The sequence below is a fragment of the Streptomyces sp. NPDC050546 genome (genome assembly GCF_044457425.1).
In the GTDB taxonomy this organism is placed as follows: Bacteria; Actinomycetota; Actinomycetes; order Streptomycetales; family Streptomycetaceae; genus Streptomyces.
Window position 1 is genome coordinate 1 of sequence record NZ_JBITGX010000023.1, and the last position, 18012, is coordinate 18012.

Genomic DNA, 18012 nt, shown 5'->3' on the forward strand with positions numbered 1-18012 from the left:
TCCTCCACGCCTACAACCACCACCGCTGCCACACCGCACTCGCAGGTCAGCCACCCATCAGCCGTGTGAACAACCCCGCGGGTCAATACAGCTAGGGCCTGCCGTAGGTCGCCACCATGATGTTCTCGGCCACCTTGTTCATGCCCTGGCCCTTGGCGTCGGTGGAGTTGACGCTGTACACGAGGGTGCGGGAGCCGTTGCGGGTGGAGGCGATGGCCGCGTTGTACCCCCAGCGCCCGCCCGTCTTGCCCCACACCTCGCGCCCGCCCAGCTCCATCATGGAGAGCCCGACCGAGTAGGCGGCCGGCTTCCCGGTCTTGAAGTCGGTCACCTCCGGCAGGGTGAACATCTCCTCCAGCAGCGGCCCGCGCACGACCCGCCCCTGGAACAGGGCCTTGGTGAACCGTTCCAGGTCCGCCGTGGTCGAGATGATGTCCCCGGCCGCCCAGCCGTCCGTCACCCCCCACACGGACACGTCACGCAGCCCGGTGGTCCCGTCGTCGAGCCGCATCCGCTGGTATCCGCGGTTGTGCGGGCCGACGATGCGCGGGTTCGCCCCCGGGTAGGAGGTGTCGCACAGCCCCAGCGGCTCGAGCACGCGCCGGGCGACCTGGTCCTCGTACGAGTCGTGGGTGACGCGTTCGACGATCAGCCCGGCGATCGTGTACCCGATGTTGAGGTAGTGCTGTCGCTCGCCGGGCACGAACTCCGGCGTCTTCGATGTCGCCGAGCGGACCATCTCCCTCGGGTCGTACACCTTGAAGCGGTTCTCGTACGCCTCCTCGACGGTGGTGCCGGGGAAGTCCGGGGCCGGGATGCCGTGCGTGTGGTCGAGGAGCTGCCGGACGGTGACGTCCTCGTACGCCGCCGGGATCAGGTCCGGGAGGTAGGAGCGGGCGGTGCGGTCGAGGTCCAGCCGTCCCTCTTCGGCCAGTTGCAGGGCGACGGCCGCGGTGAAGACCTTGGTCACGGAACCGGCGCGGAACCGGGCGTCGGGGTCGGCGGGCCGGTTGGTCCGCAGGTCGTGCACGCCCGAACTGCCCCGCCAGGTGCCCTCCTTGCCGCCGACGCGCACGAGGGCGGCGGTCGCGTCGGCGGTGGGAAGCCCGGCGATGGCGGCTTCGAGGGCGCGGTCCGAAGACTGGGCGGACACCACGGACACCACGGGCGCCGGGGCGGAGGCGGCGGCCGGGAGGGCCGACGACCCCGCGACGACTCCCACGACGAGCACGGCGGCGGTCAGCAGACGGGTAGGGGTCATGGTCAACTCCGTTGATCGGAACCGGTGTTCTGGACGGCTCCATCCTCCGGACCTGAGACGACGAGCGGATCGCCCCCGCGGGCGGTCCTGGCGGGTCAGTTCCTCGCCGACGCGGGGGAGGGCCCGGCCCGGCCCGCTCCCCCGGGCGGGGGATCACCGGCCGCGATCAGCCCCGTCTCGTACGCGCAGATCACGGCCTGGATCCGGTCCCGCAGCCCCAGCTTCGCCAGCACGTTGCCGACATGCGTCTTCACCGTGTGGTCGCTGACCACCAGCTCGGCGGCGATCTCGGCGTTGGAGAGACCCCGCGCGAGCAGCAGCAGCGTCTCCCGCTCCCGCCCGGTCAGCACGTCGAGGCGGGGATCGGGGCGGCGGGGCCGGGCGGCGGCGGGCCGCGTGTACTGCTCGACGAGACGCCGGGCCACGGACGGCGCGAGCAGCGAGTCGCCCCGGGCGACGACCCGTACGGCGTGCACGAGATCGTCCCGGCGCACGTCCTTGAGCAGAAAGCCGCTCGCGCCCGCGTGCAGCGCCTCGTACACGTACTCGTCGGAGTCGAACGTCGTGAGCATCACGGTCCGGCAGTCGCCCAGGGCGGTGATCGCGCGGCAGGCCTCGATGCCGTCCACGCGCGGCATCCTGATGTCGAGCAGCACCACGTCGGGCGCGTGCCGCCGTACCGCCTCGACCGCGTCGGCCCCGTCGCCCGCCTCCGCGACGACCTCGATGTCCGGCTGCGCGTCCAGGATCATCGCGAAGCCGCTGCGCACCAGCTCCTGGTCATCGGCCACCACGACCCGGATCGTCACCGCGCCACCTCCGCGGCGGCCGGTAGGGGGATCGTCACGCGCACCTCGAACCCTCGCCCGTCCGCTCCCCGTCCGGTCACCGCGCTCCCCCCGTGTGCGGCGGCCCGCTCCCGTATCCCGGCGAGCCCGTGCCCCTGCCCGCCGCGGCCGGGTCGCGGCCCGTGTCCGTCATCGGTCACCTTGACGTCCAAGTCGCTTCCCCCGTAGGTGAGTTGTACCGCGACCGTATGTGCTCCGGCGTGCCGGACGGTATTGGTCAGGGACTCCTGGACGATCCGGAAGACGGTGGCGGCGACCGATTGCGGCACGGGCCGGACGTCTCCCGCCGTCCCGTACGTGACGTCGAGGCCCCCGGCCCGCACCCGGTCGAGGAGCGTGGGCAGCTCCGCGAGCCCCGGCTGCGGCTCACGCGGGGCGGCGCTGTCGTCGTCCCCCTCCCGCAGCACGCCCAGCATCCGGCGCAGCTGCGTCATGGCGTCCCGACCGGTCGCGGAGATCGCGTCGAAGGCGGCCTCCGCCCGCTCGGGCGCGGCACGCACCGCCACCGGCCCGGCCTCCGCCTGCACGATCATCAGGCTCACGGCGTGGGAGAGGATGTCGTGCATCTCCCGTGCGATCCGGGCCCGTTCGCGGGCGGCGGCCTGCTCCGCCTCGACGCGGTTCGCCCGCTGACGGGTGTCGGTGAGCCGCCCGAAGACGTAGGCGGCCGCGAACACGATGACGGAGAAGGTCAGTTCACGGGCGGACCGGGTGTTGAGCCACACGCCCACCGGCACGGCGACCAGCAGCACACCCGCGGTGACGAGCCGCTTCCGCGCGGGCGACAGGGCGGCGATCGTGTACGTGATCACGAGCCCGGTGTACGGCAGCGGCTGCCCGGGCCCGTCCACGGCCAGTCCGTACAGCGCGGTGGTGGCCAGCATCGCGAACAGCACGGCGACGGGAGCGCGCCGCCGCCAGACCAGGGGCAGCACGGTGAGCGTGCTCAGCCCGTACGCGCCCCAGGTCGCGGGCGGCGCCCCGGCCGCACGCGGCACGACGAACGGCATGGTCATCGCGCCCTGCACGAGCAGTGCGACGCCGATGTCGACGACGAGCGGATTGGCGGCCGTCAGCGCCCGCGCGTGCTCCCACCACCCTCGCGGGTCCCTGCGTATACCCCCCATGCGTCACAAGGTAATGCGCCCTGACGGCTGCCTACGCTCCGGGCGCGCGAACTACGCTCCGGGCGCGCGAAACGCGACCTGCCGGCGGGTGGCCTCGTCGATCTCGTCGAGGGTGAGCAGCGGGGTCGCCCGCGACTGGATGGCACCGCTGGCCTTGACGGTGAGACTCACGGCGGCCATGGAGACGGTGTCGGGGAAGTCGACGATCATCACGAGGTCGTCCGCCCCGAAGGCGTAGTACATGGCCTCGACGTCCCCACCGAGCCCGGTGACGACCTGCTCGACGGCAGCCCGCCGCCCACTGGCCCCCTCCTTGAGGAGTCCCTTGGTGCCTTCGGGCGTGTACGTGGCCTGGATGAGGAACTTCGGCATGGGGCATGCCTTCCCGGGGGTACCTCGGCCGCTACCGGCGGGGCCGCCGCATTCACCTGATTGCGGCGCGGCCCCAGCCGTGGGCTCAGCGGCCGAGGGCCCGGGCGAAGGCGTCCCGTACGCCCGGCTTGGACGTGGAGACGAACTGGTCACCCGGGCCGAGGTCGTACGTGCCGTACGACGTGTAGCGCAGGACGTTCGGGCAGCTTTCGCCGCTGATCTGGACCGAGCGGGGGTCGAGGCGCTTGCCGGTGCGGAGTTCGTAGATCTTCAGGGGGACCCTGACCTTGTAGAAGGTCACTTGGTGGGGGAGGTACGCGGACTTCTTGTTCTCGTACGGGCAGGTCTGGACCGCGGCCCCGTTCTCCGCCTCGTCGGCGCAGACCACCAGGGCGGCCTTGGCGGGGTCGCCGGTGCGCCAGGAGGCGGGGAGGCCGTCGGTGTACTCGGTGTCGCCGAGGAACAGCGCGCGGCCGGAGCCCTTGCGGTACGGCGGGGCTCCGCCGTATCTCGCGGGCTCGGCGCAGTAGCCGGACCGGGCGTCGTACGCGTCCTCGACCAGGCCGCGCACATGGTTCAGTTCGATGGCGAGGCCGGCCTCACGCACGCCGTCGCGGGCCTCGCCCGCGCGGGTGTCGTCCGGGTAGGTGTCGAGGAGCCGCTGGTAGTGCGTGCGGGCCTGCTGCCAGGCGTCCTCGGTCATCAGGTGGTCGCCGCAGCCCACCAGGGCGGCCGGTTCGGTGTGTGCCGCCGTGCGGGCGGAGCGGTCCAGGACGTCGTGGCTGGGGCCGCGGGCGCGGAGCCAGGCGGTGAGGGCGGCGGTGTCGCAGGAGTCGTCGGTGGGCAGGGCGTCGAGGAAGGTGTCCAGGACCGACCTGACCGTCTGCTCGTTACCGGGCTCGTTCAGGACACCGGCGAGCGTGCCGAAGCCCCGCCCCAGGTCCTCGGTGCCGCCCCCGCGCGCGGCACGGGCCAGGGCGGCCGCCGCCCCGTCGAGCCGACGGCACGCCTCCACCACCGCGTCGCCGGGTTCCACCACCGGCGCGCCCGCCAGACGGTGGCCCCACCCCACCTCGCCCTGCGCGGCCACGGCCGCCTCGCAGTCGCCGCCCTCACGGGCCTCGGTCACCCGGTTCTCGATGCCGTACGCGTCGATACGGAGCAGGGCCGCGGTCAGCACGAGCGCGAGGGCGAGGGTGAGTGTTCCCGCGCGCTGTCCCCGCCGTACCGCCTGCTCCGGGTTGCGGCGGGCCAGGAACCAGCCGTGGGCGATGCCGGCCGCCCACCACAGGAGCAGCAGGACCTCGCACCAGGTGGCGGCCGTCCTGGCGGTGAGGTCGACGAGCACGACCGTGCCGATCACGGCGATCGCCGTCAACCGCCGTCGGCGCAGCAGCAGATAGCCGAAGCCGAGCAGCGTGGCGTTGCCGAGGGCCACCGCGAGCGGGTCGCCGGGGGCCCGCGCCCGCGGAGGTTCGTACGCCGGGTGGGTCATGGTGTGGTCACCGCCGGCGCCGCGGCGCGTACGGAGAAGTACCGGCGGCCCGTCTCGCCGCTCACCGTCCACAGGGCCGCGACGTCCATACAGGCGAACAGGAACGCCGGGGGGCTCGGCGCTCCGGCGGCCAGCGAACCGAGGAAGACGAAGACCATCCCCAGGGCCGCGAGGGACAGACACACGATGAGCGCGACACGCACCCAGGCGTGCCGCCCGTGCGCCAGCGCGACACAGGTGAGGTGGAGCGCCGCCAGTCCGCAGCAGAACAGCGCCAGCAACCAGGCCATCGCCATCGGCATCAGGGGGTCCTGCCCGTGGTCCAGCTTGCTCTGGTTCTCGTCGATGACCGCCCAGCCGCCGAAGAAGCTTCCGATCGCGTGCACGCAGACCAGGACGAGGATCCAGATCAGGGATCTCGGCATACGTGTCGTCGTGGAGTCCCGCATCGCCCTCACCTCACGCCTTCGTTGTCCGTACATGACTCTCCGTCTCCTGGATGCGCGGCGGGCCCGAGCCCTCCCCTCGCCGTGCTCGGACCGCGCCGTGGCCCACCAGAAGCCGACCGCCGTACGGGGTTGTTCAGCAGGCCCTCTCCCCGCACCGAACAACCCGGGGGCGGAAAGGGTGAGGAAGAGGTGAACCCCGGTGTCCCGCTCGCCGATTCGGCCGAAAGTCTGGGGAGGGCGTACGAGGGGGAGGGGGCGGGCACGTGCCGGGACAGGTGGGACCGGGCAGAGCCGAGGGCGAGCTGGATCCGGCGGCCGGAACGGTGCCGCGGTTCGCCGCCGGGCTGCGCGCGCTGCGGGAGTCCGCGGGCAGACCCACGTACCGGGAGATGGCCCGGCGGGCGCGGTACGGGGTGACCACCCTGTCGCAGGCCGCGGCGGGCAGACAGCTGCCCACCCGGGCGGTGACGCTCGCCTATGTGAAGGCCTGCGGCGGCGACCTCGCCGAGTGGGAGCGGCGCTGGCGCGAGGCGTCGGACGAACTGGCCGCCGAGGCCGCCGCCGCCGAGACCGCCCGGCCGCCCTACCGGGGCCTGACCCGGTTCGAACCGGGCGACGCCGAGCTGTTCTTCGGCCGCGACCAGCTCGTGGAGCGGCTCGCCGAGCTGAACCGCAAGCACCGCTTCACCGCCGTCTTCGGCCCCTCAGGCAGCGGCAAGTCCTCCCTGCTGCGCGCCGGCCTCATCCCCCGGCTGACGGCGGCCTCGGACGACGGCGTGCCGCCCGCGGCCGTACGGATCCTCACCCCCGGCGCGGACCCGCTGCACACGCACGCCCACCGACTGGAACCCGTCCCCGACACGGACGCCGACACCTGGCTGATCGTCGACCAGTTCGAGGAGCTGTACACCCTCGGCGCCGACCCGGCCGACCGGGACGCCTTCATCGACCGCCTCGTCGCGGCCACGGACGCCGACAGCCGGCTGCGTGTCGTCATCGCGGTGCGGGCCGACTTCCTCGGGCGCTGCGCCGAACACCCCGGGCTCACCGCCGCGTTGCAGGACGCCACGCTGCTCGCCGGGCCGATGAGCCGGACGGAACTGCGGGACGCCATCGTCCGCCCGGCCGCCACGGCAGGCCTGATCGTGGAACGCGCCCTGACCGACCGCCTCCTGGACGAGGTCGAGGACGCCCCGGGCGGGCTGCCGCTGATGTCGCACGCCCTGCTGGAGACCTGGCGCCACCGCAGCGGCCGTGCCCTGACCGAGACCGCCTACGAGGCGGCCGGCGGACTGCACGGCGCCGTCGTACGGACCGCCGAGCAGGTGTACGGCGAACTCACCCCGGCACAGGCTGAGTTGGCGCGCCGCGTCCTGCTCCGGCTGGTCGCCCCCGGCGACGGGACACCCGACACACGCCGTCCCACCGACCGCGCGGAGCTCGACTTCGGCAGCCCCGCCGACACCCGGGTGGTTCTGGAGCGTCTGGCCCGGGCCCGTCTCGTCACCTTCGACGACGGCACCGTCGACCTCGCCCACGAGGCCCTGATCACCGCCTGGCCCCGGCTGCGCGGCTGGATCGACGCCGAGCGCGACCGGCTGCGCGTCCACCGCGCGCTCTCCGAGGCCGCCCGCACCTGGCAGAGACTCGGGCAGGAGAACGCCGCGCTCTACGCCGGCTCCCGGCTGAGCGCCGCCCGCGACGCCTTCCCGCACGAGACCGGCAGCGAGGAACTGACTGCCCTGGAACGGCGGTTCCTCACCACCTCGCTCGGACGCCGGCACCGTGCCGTGCTGCTGCGCCGCACCGTCGTGGCCGTCCTCGCCGCGCTCGCCCTGCTCGCCACCGGCACCGCCGTCGTCGCCCTCCAGGCCCGCGCGACCGCGCAGGCCGAACGGGACGACGCCGTCTTCGGACAGCTGACCGCCGAGGCCGACCGGGTCCGCGAGACCCACTCGGGGCTGGCGGCCCGGCTCGATGTCGCCGCGTACCGCATGCGCTCCACCCCGGACCTGAAGACCCGGCTGGCCTCGGACGCGGGCCGGGTCCTGCCCACCCAACTGCCCGGGCACGACGGGGTCGGCAGCTCCGTGGCGTACGCGCCCGACGGCCGGACCCTCGCGAGCGGCGGCCACGACGGCACGGTCCGGCTGTGGGACACCGGCACCGGGAAGGCGCTGGGCGAACCCCTGCGCCTCGGCACGGCCCGGGTCGGCGCGGTCGCCTTCGCATCGGCGGGCGGGAACCTGCTGGCGGCCACCGGGGAAGGCGGCGCCGTCCGGCTGTGGGACGTGAGTGACCGGAAGCGGCCCCGCGCCCTGGGCCGCCCACTGGTGAGCCACGACGCGCAGAACGTCGTCTCCACCGCGTTCGCCCCCGACGGCCGGACCCTGGCCACCGCGGGCGACGACGGAACCGTACGCCTGTGGAACCTGACCGACCCGGCGCGCCCGGCACCGCTCGGCGAGCCCGCCGAGGCCGACGCGTCGGACGACGGCAGTGTCCGCGCGGTCGCGTCCGCGCCGCAGGGCCGCACACTGGCCACGGCCGGCTACGACGGCACCGTACGGATGTGGCGCTACGGCGAGGACGACGGCCTCGCACCGCTGGGCAAGCCCCTGCGCGCCCACACCGCCCCCGTCTGGACGCTGGCCTTCTCACCGGACGGCCGGACGCTGGCCACCGCCGGCTTCGACGAGACCGTACGGCTGTGGGACGCGTCCGACCCGGGCCGCCTCAGCTCCCTGGGCGAACCGCTCACCGCGCACACCGCGCCGGTCATGTCGGTGGCGTTCAGCCCCGACGGCGAGATGCTGGCGAGCGCGGGCGAGGACGACTCACCCATCCTGTGGAACGTGGCCAACCCCGCCTACCCGCAGCAGCTCGGGGAGCCGCTGACCGGCCACACCGAGGCCGTGTGGGAGGTGGCCTTCAGCCCCGACGGCCGCACCCTCGCCAGCACCGGAGCCGACGGCGGCGTGCTGCTCTGGCACCGGCCGCCGACCGTCCTCACCGACTTCACCAACCCGGTGACCGCGGTCGCCTTCAGCCCCGACCGCCGCCTCCTCGCCGCCGCCAGCACCGACGACGGGCTGATCCGGCTGTGGGACGTACGCCGCCCGGACCGCCCGCGCCGGCTGCCCCGGCCGCTCGCCCACGAGGACCAGGTTCTGGCCCTGGCGTTCGCCCCGGACGGCCGTACGGTGGTCAGCGGCAGCGCGGACGGCACCGTACGCCTGTGGGACGTCTCCACGCCCGACCGCCCCGCGCCCCTGGGAGCGCCCCTGCCCGCACACGAAGGCGGCACCCCCGCCGTGGCCTTCGCGCCGGACGGCCGCACGGTGGCCACCGGCGGTGAGGACGACACGGTGCGCCTGTGGGACGTCCGGCGACCGGACCGCGTCCGGCCGCTCGGCGCACCGCTGCGCGGCCACACGGACACCGTCACCTCCGTGGCCTTCGCCCGCGGCGGCCGTCTCCTGGCCACCGCCTCCGAGGACTCCACGACCCGGCTGTGGCACGTGGAGGGCGGCACACCGGCCCGCCCCGCGGGCACCGCCCTCCGCGGACACGACGAGGCGGTCAACGCGGTGGCGTTCACCAGGGACGGCAAGACGCTGGCGACGGGCAGCGACGACCGTACGGTGCGGCTGTGGGACGTCGGGCAGGGCGGCCGGGTGCGCCCGTCGGGAGAACCACTGACCGGACACCGCGGGGAGGTCCGGGCCCTGGCGTTCGCCCCGGACGGAAAGACCCTGGCGACCGGCGGCGGCGACCACGCGGTCCGGCTGTGGGACGTGTCCGACCCTGCTCGTGCCGAGCCCGTCGGCCAGGAACTCACGGGCCATCTCGACACCGTCACCACCGTCGCCTTCAGCCCCCGGGGCGACGCCCTCGCCTCCGCGGGCTACGACCTGACGGCCCGGCTCTGGACGCTGGACCCGACCCGCACGACGTCCTACGTCTGCGACCGAACGACCGGCATCCTCACCCGCGCGGAGTGGGAGGAGCGGTTGCCGGGGGTTGCTTATCGGGGGACGTGCGAGGGCCGTTGAAGGGATTCCCAGCCGCCTCCGGGGGCCCGGGACTCCGGCCTCGTTCTGCAGAGCATCCGGCCCGTGCGGCTGCCCGAGACCCGCGCGGACTGCCGGTTCAACCACCCGGACGACTGCCAGGAGGGGTACTACGGGGTCCGGTTGTACCGCGGGGCGGACGGCCCGTTCATGGTCGGCGTCTGCATCCAGCGCATGGACCTGTGCCTGCCACTGGGCGAGTTCGTGATGAGCCGGCGCTGCCACGAGGTAGCGGCCTTCCGCGACGACGAGACGGCACGGCTGACCCGGCTGCACGCCACGATGACGATGTGAGCGACACCCGCCACCATGCGCGAGACCTCTAGGGAATGCTGAACCTCAGCACCGCCCCGTCCTCGTTCTGGGCGACGATCGTGATCTTCAGGTCCTCGCCGAACTGGGCCACGCCCTGGCCGCCGAGGTTCATGACGGTGTTGGGGGTCTGGAAGGTGACGGAGTCGCCGGTGGTGATGTGCAGGGTCACGCCGTTCGCGGTGAGGTCGGTCTGGGAGGTCACGAGGATCTCACACCTGCCGTCCGCGCAGGCTGCCGTGTTCTTGCCGTCGGCCGCCTTGGGGAGGGGGCCGGTGGGGTCGGGGGAGGGGGTGTCCGGCGCGTCGGTGTCCGGTGCGGGTTTCCAGCCCGGGGCGCACTGTTCGGCCCGCTCGTACGCCGCCGCGAACCGCTGGTCCCGCTCGGCCAGGGCGGGCAGGTCCGGCAGGGGTACGAGGGACTGGACCTCCTTGTCGACGGCCGCGGCGTTGCCATGGGCGTCGTCGGTCACGTCGAGCGGTGACAGTTCACCCAGTTTCCCGGCGGCTCGCTTCACCTCCTTCTCCAGGGCGTCACGCATCCGGTCGGCCGCGGGGATGCCCGAGCGGCCGAGGTCGGCCAGGTCGCTCGCCACGCCCTCCACCGCCGAGGCCGCCGCGTTGAGGTGACCGATGGAGCGGGACTGGACGAGGAGGTCGTCCCCACCGCCCATGCCCCGGAGCTCCTTCAGATCGGCGGCACTGCGCGCACGCTCGTTCCTGAGGGCGACCGTCGACTCGCACATCGCGCCGACCCACCGCACCAACTCCTTGGACGGCGGCTGCGACGGCGTCGCCGGGGCCGTGTCCCGGCCGGACGTGCCGTCCTGGTCCGCGCCGCCCTTGCCGTCCGTACCGCCCGCGCAGCCACCGACGGCCAGCACCAGCCCGGCGACCACGATCCCGACACCCGCGCTCCCGCGCATCCGACACCCCTCTCCCGCTGCGTCCGGTCCCACCGGCCCAGTTCAACCGGGCGGCGAATTGTTCGGCGACCCGTTTCCACGGTCCGAACAACGACCCATCCGCTGGGTTCGCCCCGATCTGCGTTCACTTTCACCGGGTTCACACAAGGTCTTTCCGATCTCGGTGCGCATCCTGATCACGCGCCATTTCCGGAGTGATAAGTTGCCAATTGACTGATCAACTTCGGGGAAACGGGGTTTTCGTGCGCAGGAAAATGATGAGCGTGTTGGGTGCCGTGGCGCTGGCCGGTGTCGCCTTCACCGCGAACCCGGCGGTAGCCGCTCCGACGGCCACCGCGTCGTCCGGCGAGGTTTCCGTGCTCGCCGCGTGCCAGGCGGGCACGGGGAACGGAAAGGTCAAGGCGCGTGAAAGCGTCAAGATCCGCAAGAGCAAGAGCGTCTCATCGACCGCTCTGGGTCTCTTCCCGAAGGGGAAGACCGCCTGCAGCCTCAAGAACGAGAAGGCGTCGAAGTGGTACGACGACTGGTGTGGTCAGGGCAGTGACCAGTGGGACTACATCTCCTACAAGGGGACCAAGGGCTGGGTTCCCACCACCTGCATCGTGACCGCCTAGTGACGTGACCGACCGGCAGGGGGCACGCCTCACCCATGGGGCGGGCCCCCTGCCGCGTTCTTGGCCCGGCCGCGACGGCGGGAACCGGCCGAAACGATTTCTGGGCCGCGCTCCGTGTCGATCGCGCCGGCGTGAGGGTGACCGCCGGGGTTTTCAGGACGTCCACATTCCGCGAACGGGTTTTCGAACCGGCTTCGCTTTTCCTGCCCCTCCGCCTCCTCTGAATCATCTGTTCTCGCAGAGGGCGGCTGGACGTGTCGAATTTCTGTCATTGTGTGCGATCGGTTATTTCCGGACGTTGTGCACCGGGTGAACCGGGAAATCGTTCCGGCATATCTACGATCGCTGGCTATGACCGACACTTCTCGGGACAGCTCCGCCACCCGTGCGCGCTGGCAGACCTGTCTCAAGCTCGCCCGTGAACTTCTGCTCGTCGGGCCGGACGGCAAGGACCTCAAACTCGACTATCTGCACACCCTGATAGACACGGGCCGCCTCGGCCCCACCCATCACCCGCGTAAGAAGGTCCTCGTCATCGGCGCCGGAATCACCGGCCTGGTCGCCGCGCGATTACTCAAGGACGCCGGCCACGAGGTCACCGTCCTGGAGGCCAACGCCAGCCGGGTCGGCGGGCGCATCAAGACGTTCCGGGCCACCAAGCACCACCAGCCCTTCGACGACCCGGCCCAGTACGCCGAGGCCGGTGCGATGCGGCTGCCCGACTTCCACCCGCTGGTCCTCGCCCTGGTCGACAAACTCGGGCTCGGCCGCCGCCAGTTCTACAACGTGGACGTGGACCCCGGCACGGGCAGCGGCCCCGACGTCCCCGTGCCGCCGGTGTCGTACACCTCCTTCACCGGCCGGACCTGGTCCTACGGCGACGACAGCCCCGAATTCCGCGAGCCCGACAAGCGCGGCAACTCCTGGATCCGCACCAACCGCGTCCAGGTACGGCGCTCCGACTACAGTGCCGGGCCGGAGCGCGTCAACGAGGGTTTCCACCTCACCGGCGACGAAGTCCGTTCCCCCGTCGTGAAAATGGTCGACGACGCGCTGGAATGCGTCCGCGACTACTACTCCGACGTGGTCGACGGCCGGCGCGTCAACAAGCCGTTCGAGGAGTGGGTCGAGGGCTGGGCCCGGGTGATCCGCGACTTCGACGGCTACTCGATGGGCGGTTTCCTGCGCGACCACGCCGGGCTCAGCGACGAGGCCGTCGAGGCCGTCGGAACCCTGGAGAACATGTCCTCGCGGCTGCATCTGTCCTTCTTCCACAGCTTCCTGAGCCGCAGCGACATCAACCCGGGCGTCCGCTACTGGGAGATCCCCGGCGGCAACTGGCGCCTGCCGCACGCCCTCCACAAGGGCCTGCGCGACGAGGTGCGGCTCGGTCACCGCATGATCCGTCTCGAGTACCACGACCCCAGCCGCGACACCGACCCCGAGGGCACCGGCGCCGTCGGACCCGACGGCTGGGGCGTGGCCGTGCAGACCGTCGCCGAGAACGATCCACAGGCCCCGCCCCGCCTGTGGACGGCGGACCTGGCGATCGTCACCGTCCCGTTCTCCGCCCTGCGCTTCGTGGAGATCGTCCCCTCGATGTCGTACAAGAAGCGGCGCGCGATCATCGAGACCCACTACGACCAGGCCACCAAGGTGCTGCTGGAGTTCAGCCACCGGTGGTGGGAGTTCACCGAGGACGACTGGCGCGAGGAGCTGGACCGCATCTCGCCGGGGCTGTACGAGTACTACCGGCAGGGCGGCCAGGACGGCACCGACATGGTCCTCTCGATCGTCGAGGCGGGGGCCGGCCCTGCTGCCTCCGGACTGCTCGGCGCCGCCGTCAAGGACAGCGCCGTCACCGAGGAGATGCGGCAGCTCGACAGCACCCTGCCGCTGCGCGGCCCCGCCGTCCGCCCCGCCACCCACTGCTTCGGCGGAGGCTCAGCGGCCGACAACCCCAACCGGTTCATGTACTACCCGTCGCACCGGGTCGAGGGCAGCACCGGCGGTGTCGTCCTCGCCTCGTACTGCTGGTCCGACGACGCCGCCCGCTGGGACTCCATGCGGAGCGCCGAGCGCTACGTCTACGCCCTGCGCAACCTCCAGGCCCTGCACGGGCGCCGTATCGAGGTGTTCTTCACGGGGCAGGGCGCCACCAAGAGCTGGGCACGCGACCCGTACGCCTTCGGCGAGGCCGCCATCTACACCGCGCACCAGATGACCAGCTTCCACCTGGACGTCTCCCGGCCCGAGGGCCCCGTGCACTTCGCCGGGGAGCACACCTCCCTCAAGCACGCCTGGATCGAGGGCGCCCTGGAGAGCGCCGTCCGGGCCGCCCTCGCCGTCCACCAGGCCCCGCCGGTCACCGTCCCTGGCGCGGACGGGCAAGGGGAGAGCTCGTGACCGCGATCGACCGCGGGTGCACCGTCGCCCGCTATCTCGCTCTGCGGCTGGCCGAGTTGGGCATCACCCATCTGTTCGGCGTCCCCGGCAACCACCTGGGCCCGTTCCTGACCACCCTGCGGGACGAGGACGACATTGAGTGGGTCGGCACCCCCACCGAGGGCGGCGCCGGCCAGGCCGCCGACGCCTACGCCCGTATCCACGGCGTGGGAGCGGTCGCCGTCACCTACAGCGTGGGCGCGTTCAACCTGCTCAACGCCTGCGGCGGCGCCTACGTCGAACAGGTCCCGCTGGTCGCGATCAACGCCTCCCCGCCCTACGAGCAGTGGCAGAACTACCGTGCCGTCGGCCTGCTCACCTCGCACATGAGCCCCCGCGCGGAGAGCAACCTGGACGTCTACCGGCAGGTCACCGTGGACGCGCAGGTCGTCTCCAACCCGGGCCTCGCCCCCGGCCAGATCGACGCCGCGCTCACCGCGTGCCTCTCCGAGCGCCGCCCGGTCTACCTGGAGATCATGGAGGACCTCTGGGACGAGCCCTGCCCCGAACCCGAGGTGCCGGTCGTGCCCCGCGAGCGGCCGTTCAGCGAACGCAACCAGACCATGCTGGACCACGCCGTGCAGGCCGTCCTCACCCTGGTCGAGGAGCACCCCGGCCCGGACGGCAGGCCCCGCCCGATCGTGTGGGCCGGCGAGGAGATCGACCGTCTCCGCCTCGGCGAGCAGCTCACCGGCCTGGTGGAGGCCACCGGCGTGCCGTTCTGCACCACCGTCGGCGCCAAGGCCGTCGTGGACGAGGACCTGCCGCAGTTCCACGGCGTCTACAACGGCCCGGCCAGCCACCCCGACGTGCACGCCGTCTTCAAGGACTGGGCCACCTGCCGGATCGGGCTGGGCGCCTGGTCCACGTCGAAGAACCTCGGCGGCGAGCAGTCCGTAGGCGGCGACTGGGTGATGGCCGCGCTCGGCGGTGTCAGCGTCGGCACCTCGTACTTCCCCGACGTCCAGCTCCGCCACCTGCTGCCCGCCCTCCAGGACGCGCTGGTGAAGGCCTACGGCTCCGGGGGCCTGACCGCCGACTACTACGCCGAGTCCTACGACCACCACGGCTCCCGCGACCACCGCCCGGCCGCGCTCGAACAGCACCGCGCCTCGCTCCGCAGCGGCCGCTCGGCTCACCGGCGCGCTGAACACCTCACCTACGACGGCGTCTTCGACCGGGTCAACCACTTCCTGAACCACGACACCGGCGAGGACTGGACGGTCGTCTCGGACGCCGCGTTCTCCCTCATCGGCTCGATGAACCTGTCCCTGCCCGCGGGCGGGTTCCTGTCCCAGGTCAGCTGGCTGTCCATCGGCTGGTCGGTCGGCGCGGCCACCGGCGCCGCGCTCGCCCCCGAGCGGGAGGACGCCCGCCCGATGGTCTTCGTCGGCGACGGCGCCTTCCAGGAGACCTGCCAGGAGCTCTCCACCCACACCAGGCTCGGCCTGCGCCCGGTGGTGTTCGTCATGGACAACGGCCACTTCTACGGCATCGAACAGATGCTGGTGCACCCGGAGTTCTACGCGGACCGGGACGCCGCCGACCCGGACTTCTACAACGTCCTGCACCCCTGGCACTACGACCGCCTCCCGGCCGTCTTCGCCGGCGGGAAGACGCCGGCGAACGGCGTCAGCGTCACGCACACCGCGGAGCTGGACGACCTCCTGGACCGCCTCACCGACCCGGCCGACCCGCTCAACGCCGGGCCGCTCCTGGTCCGCGTCCGGCTGCACCGGCACGACTACCCGCGGGCTATGGCCTACAAGGTTCCGCACTCATAGAGACCGACACAGGGAGAGAAGACCATGGCTGATCTCAACGTCCTGATCGCGTTCGACGCGGCCACGATCGCCGAACGGTACCCCAACGCTTCCCGCAACCCCGACGCGCCGACCTACGTCGACGAGAGCCTGATCTACATGACGACCCGCCACGACCACATCGTCGGCACGTCGGGAGCCGAGCTGAACCTGCGCGCCGAACCCGGCGACACCGTCAAGTGGCGTGAGACGACCATCTCGCTGGGCAGCGACTACAAGGCCCTGCTGTACCGCTACGTCAGCAGCGACAGCCGGCACGAGCTCATCCGCACACCGGAGATCGAGGTGATCGACGGCATATACCCCCTGCCGAAGGAGGGCAGCGAGGGCCGGCCGGAGTTCGACACCCAGCGGTACCAGGACCACTACTGGCGGACGACCGTCAAGAGGTCCGGCAAGGTCACCTACCACTTCTACTTCCAGATCCTGGACCGCCACCGCCAGTTGAAGGGGTACTTCCAGTGGGACCCCTTCATCACCATCGAGGACGCCTGACGCCTACCCGGCCGGTCAGCGGCGCCTGAGTGACGGGTCGAGCAGCGCGGGCGGGGTGTCGTGCTTCTCCTGCGGGGCCAGGTCGGTGCCGGGCGCGACGATCGCGTCGATCGCGTCGAGGACGTCGGCGGTGAGCACGGTGTCGGCGGCGGCGAGCTGCGCGGTGAGATGGTCCGGGGTGCGAGGGCCGATCAGCGCGCTGGTCACGCCGGGGTGCGCGGCCACGAAACCGAGCGCCAGCTGGATCATGGTCAGGCCGGCCTGGTCGGCGACCCCGGCGAGCCGCTCGACGGCGTCGAGCCTGGCCCGGTTGACGGGAAGGGAGGTGTCGAACCGCTCGGGCATGAACGCCGAGCGGTTCGTGGTGATGTCCCGGCCCTCACGGACGGCGCCCGTCAGCCAGCCCGAGGCGAGCGGGCTCCACACCAGCACGCCGAGCCCGTACTCCTGCGTGACGGGCAGGACATGGGTCTCGATCCCGCGCTGGAGAACCGAGTAGCCGGGCTGTTCGGTGACGTAGCGGCTCAGGTGGTGCTCGCGGGCGGCCCACTGGGCCTGCACGATGCGGTACGCGGGGAAGGTCGAGGAACCGAAGTACCGGATCTTCCCCGCGCGTTGCAGGTCGGTCAGCGCCGACAGGGTCTCCTCGTCGCCGGTTCGCGGATCCCACCGGTGGATCTGGTAGAGGTCGACGTGGTCGACGCCGAGGCGGCGCAGGCTGTTCTCCAGCGCGGTGACCAGCCAACGGCGCGAGCCGCCCTGGTGGTTGCGCTCCTCGCTCATCGGCATGCTCGCCTTCGTGGCCAGCATGATGTCCTCGCGGCGCCCCGCGATGGCCTTGCCGACCATCTCCTCGGACTCGCCGCCGCTGTACCTGTCGGCGGTGTCGATGAGGTTGATCCCCGCCTCCAGGGCGGCGTCGACGAGGGCGGTGGCCTCGTCCTGGGTGGTGCGTCCGATCCGGCCGAAGTTCATCGCGCCGAGCGCGAGGGAGCTGACCTGCACACCGGTGCGGCCCAAGGTGCGGTACTGCATGACCGTGTCTCCTCTGGCATCATAAAGAAAGCGGAACGCTGTTCCGCTTGAGACGATACGGAACGTCGTTCCGTTTCGGCAAGTGTGCTGGCAGAAGAGGCAGCGGAAGAGGCAGAGGAGGAGCGGCGCGGTGAACGACAGCGACGCCGAGGGCACGCGCGAGGAAGTGGGGGGAGCGGCCCCGTCCCGGCGTAAGGACGCCCGGCGGAACAAGGCGGCTTTGCTCGACGCGGCCGCCGCGGTCTTCGTCACGTCGGGCGTGGAGGCGCCGGTGCGTGACATCGCGGCCAGGGCCGGGGTCGGGGTGGGCACGATCTACCGCCACTTCCCCAACCGGGCGGACCTCGTCATCGCCGTCTACCGGCACCAGGTCGACGCCTGCGCCGAGGCGGGCCCCGCCCTGCTGGCGAGCAGTGCCAGCCCGTACGCCGCACTGCGTCGGTGGATCGACCTCTTCGCCGACTTCCTGGTGACCAAGCACGGCCTCGCCGCCGCCCTGCACTCCGACGACGCCGGCTTCGAGGCGCTGCACGCCTACTTCATCGACCGGCTCGTGCCCGTCTGCGCCGAGTTGCTGGCCGCCGCGGCCGACACGGGCGAGATCGACTCCGACATCGAGGCGTACGAACTCATGCGCGGCGTGGGCAACCTCTGCATCGGCGCGGACAGCGACCCCCGCTACGACGCCCGCCGGCTGGTCGGACTCCTCATCGCGGGACTGCGCCGACCGGGCTGACC

At 72.2% G+C, this 18012-nt stretch carries 14 protein-coding genes and 1 pseudogene; 7 read left to right on the top strand and 8 right to left on the bottom strand.

Features of this window, described 5'->3' with window-relative positions:
• Positions 1-91 precede the first annotated feature (91 nt).
• The 6 genes from ACIBK5_RS38615 to ACIBK5_RS38640 form a co-directional block, all read right to left on the bottom strand.
• Entirely contained in the window at positions 92-1261 is a 1170-nt protein-coding gene (locus tag ACIBK5_RS38615; protein ID WP_399027342.1) for a serine hydrolase domain-containing protein, read from the bottom strand.
• Between the two features lie 95 nt (positions 1262-1356).
• Complete coding sequence (locus tag ACIBK5_RS38620; protein WP_399027344.1) at positions 1357-2070, bottom strand: response regulator; 714 nt, start codon at positions 2068-2070, stop codon at positions 1357-1359.
• Complete coding sequence (locus tag ACIBK5_RS38625) at positions 2067-3236, bottom strand: sensor histidine kinase (protein ID WP_399027345.1); 1170 nt, start codon at positions 3234-3236, stop codon at positions 2067-2069. Before ACIBK5_RS38625 ends, ACIBK5_RS38620 begins: the two co-directional genes overlap by 4 nt.
• A gap of 51 nt (positions 3237-3287) precedes the next feature.
• Positions 3288-3608 (bottom strand): GYD domain-containing protein, encoded by a 321-nt coding sequence (locus ACIBK5_RS38630; protein ID WP_399027347.1) that lies wholly within the window; start codon positions 3606-3608, stop codon positions 3288-3290.
• 85 nt (positions 3609-3693) lie between these two features.
• Positions 3694-5103, bottom strand: a complete 1410-nt coding sequence (locus ACIBK5_RS38635) for a hypothetical protein (protein WP_399027349.1) — start codon at positions 5101-5103, stop codon at positions 3694-3696.
• Positions 5100-5528, bottom strand: coding sequence for a hypothetical protein (locus ACIBK5_RS38640; RefSeq protein ID WP_399027351.1), 429 nt, complete (start codon positions 5526-5528; stop codon positions 5100-5102). The genes ACIBK5_RS38635 and ACIBK5_RS38640 overlap by 4 nt, the downstream gene beginning before the upstream one ends.
• 287 nt (positions 5529-5815) lie before the next feature.
• Between ACIBK5_RS38640 and ACIBK5_RS38645 the strand changes: the two genes are divergently transcribed.
• Both ACIBK5_RS38645 and ACIBK5_RS38650 read left to right on the top strand, forming a co-directional pair.
• Positions 5816-9607 carry a WD40 repeat domain-containing protein gene (locus tag ACIBK5_RS38645; protein WP_399027352.1) on the top strand — a complete coding sequence of 1264 codons (3792 nt, stop codon included), beginning with the start codon at positions 5816-5818 and terminating at the stop codon, positions 9605-9607.
• A gap of 39 nt (positions 9608-9646) precedes the next feature.
• Positions 9647-9919: pseudogene (locus ACIBK5_RS38650) on the top strand (radical SAM protein); the annotation flags it as partial.
• A 28-nt stretch (positions 9920-9947) separates the two neighbouring features.
• Here the strand turns inward: ACIBK5_RS38650 and ACIBK5_RS38655 are convergent.
• Positions 9948-10862: a hypothetical protein gene (locus ACIBK5_RS38655; RefSeq protein ID WP_399027354.1), complete on the bottom strand. Its 915-nt coding sequence runs from the start codon at positions 10860-10862 to the stop codon at positions 9948-9950.
• A 263-nt stretch (positions 10863-11125) separates the two neighbouring features.
• Here ACIBK5_RS38655 and ACIBK5_RS38660 point away from each other — a divergent pair, with 263 nt between their 5' ends.
• From ACIBK5_RS38660 to ACIBK5_RS38675, 4 genes are all read left to right on the top strand, one after another.
• Positions 11126-11476 (top strand): hypothetical protein, encoded by a 351-nt coding sequence (locus tag ACIBK5_RS38660; protein WP_399027356.1) that lies wholly within the window; start codon positions 11126-11128, stop codon positions 11474-11476.
• A 351-nt stretch (positions 11477-11827) separates the two neighbouring features.
• Positions 11828-13882 carry a flavin monoamine oxidase family protein gene (locus tag ACIBK5_RS38665; RefSeq protein ID WP_399027357.1) on the top strand — a complete coding sequence of 685 codons (2055 nt, stop codon included), beginning with the start codon at positions 11828-11830 and terminating at the stop codon, positions 13880-13882.
• Positions 13879-15705, top strand: coding sequence for a thiamine pyrophosphate-binding protein (locus ACIBK5_RS38670; RefSeq protein ID WP_399027359.1), 1827 nt, complete (start codon positions 13879-13881; stop codon positions 15703-15705). Before ACIBK5_RS38665 ends, ACIBK5_RS38670 begins: the two co-directional genes overlap by 4 nt.
• Positions 15706-15729: 24 nt before the next feature.
• Positions 15730-16239 (top strand): inclusion body family protein, encoded by a 510-nt coding sequence (locus ACIBK5_RS38675; RefSeq protein ID WP_399027361.1) that lies wholly within the window; start codon positions 15730-15732, stop codon positions 16237-16239.
• A 15-nt stretch (positions 16240-16254) separates the two neighbouring features.
• Here ACIBK5_RS38675 and ACIBK5_RS38680 read toward each other — a convergent pair whose 3' ends face one another.
• Positions 16255-17274, bottom strand: a complete 1020-nt coding sequence (locus tag ACIBK5_RS38680; RefSeq protein ID WP_399027362.1) for an aldo/keto reductase — start codon at positions 17272-17274, stop codon at positions 16255-16257.
• A 130-nt stretch (positions 17275-17404) separates the two neighbouring features.
• On the opposite strand from ACIBK5_RS38680, the gene ACIBK5_RS38685 reads away from it, so the two are divergent.
• Complete coding sequence (locus ACIBK5_RS38685) at positions 17405-18010, top strand: TetR/AcrR family transcriptional regulator (protein ID WP_399027364.1); 606 nt, start codon at positions 17405-17407, stop codon at positions 18008-18010.
• The last annotated feature ends 2 nt before the right edge of the window (positions 18011-18012 follow it).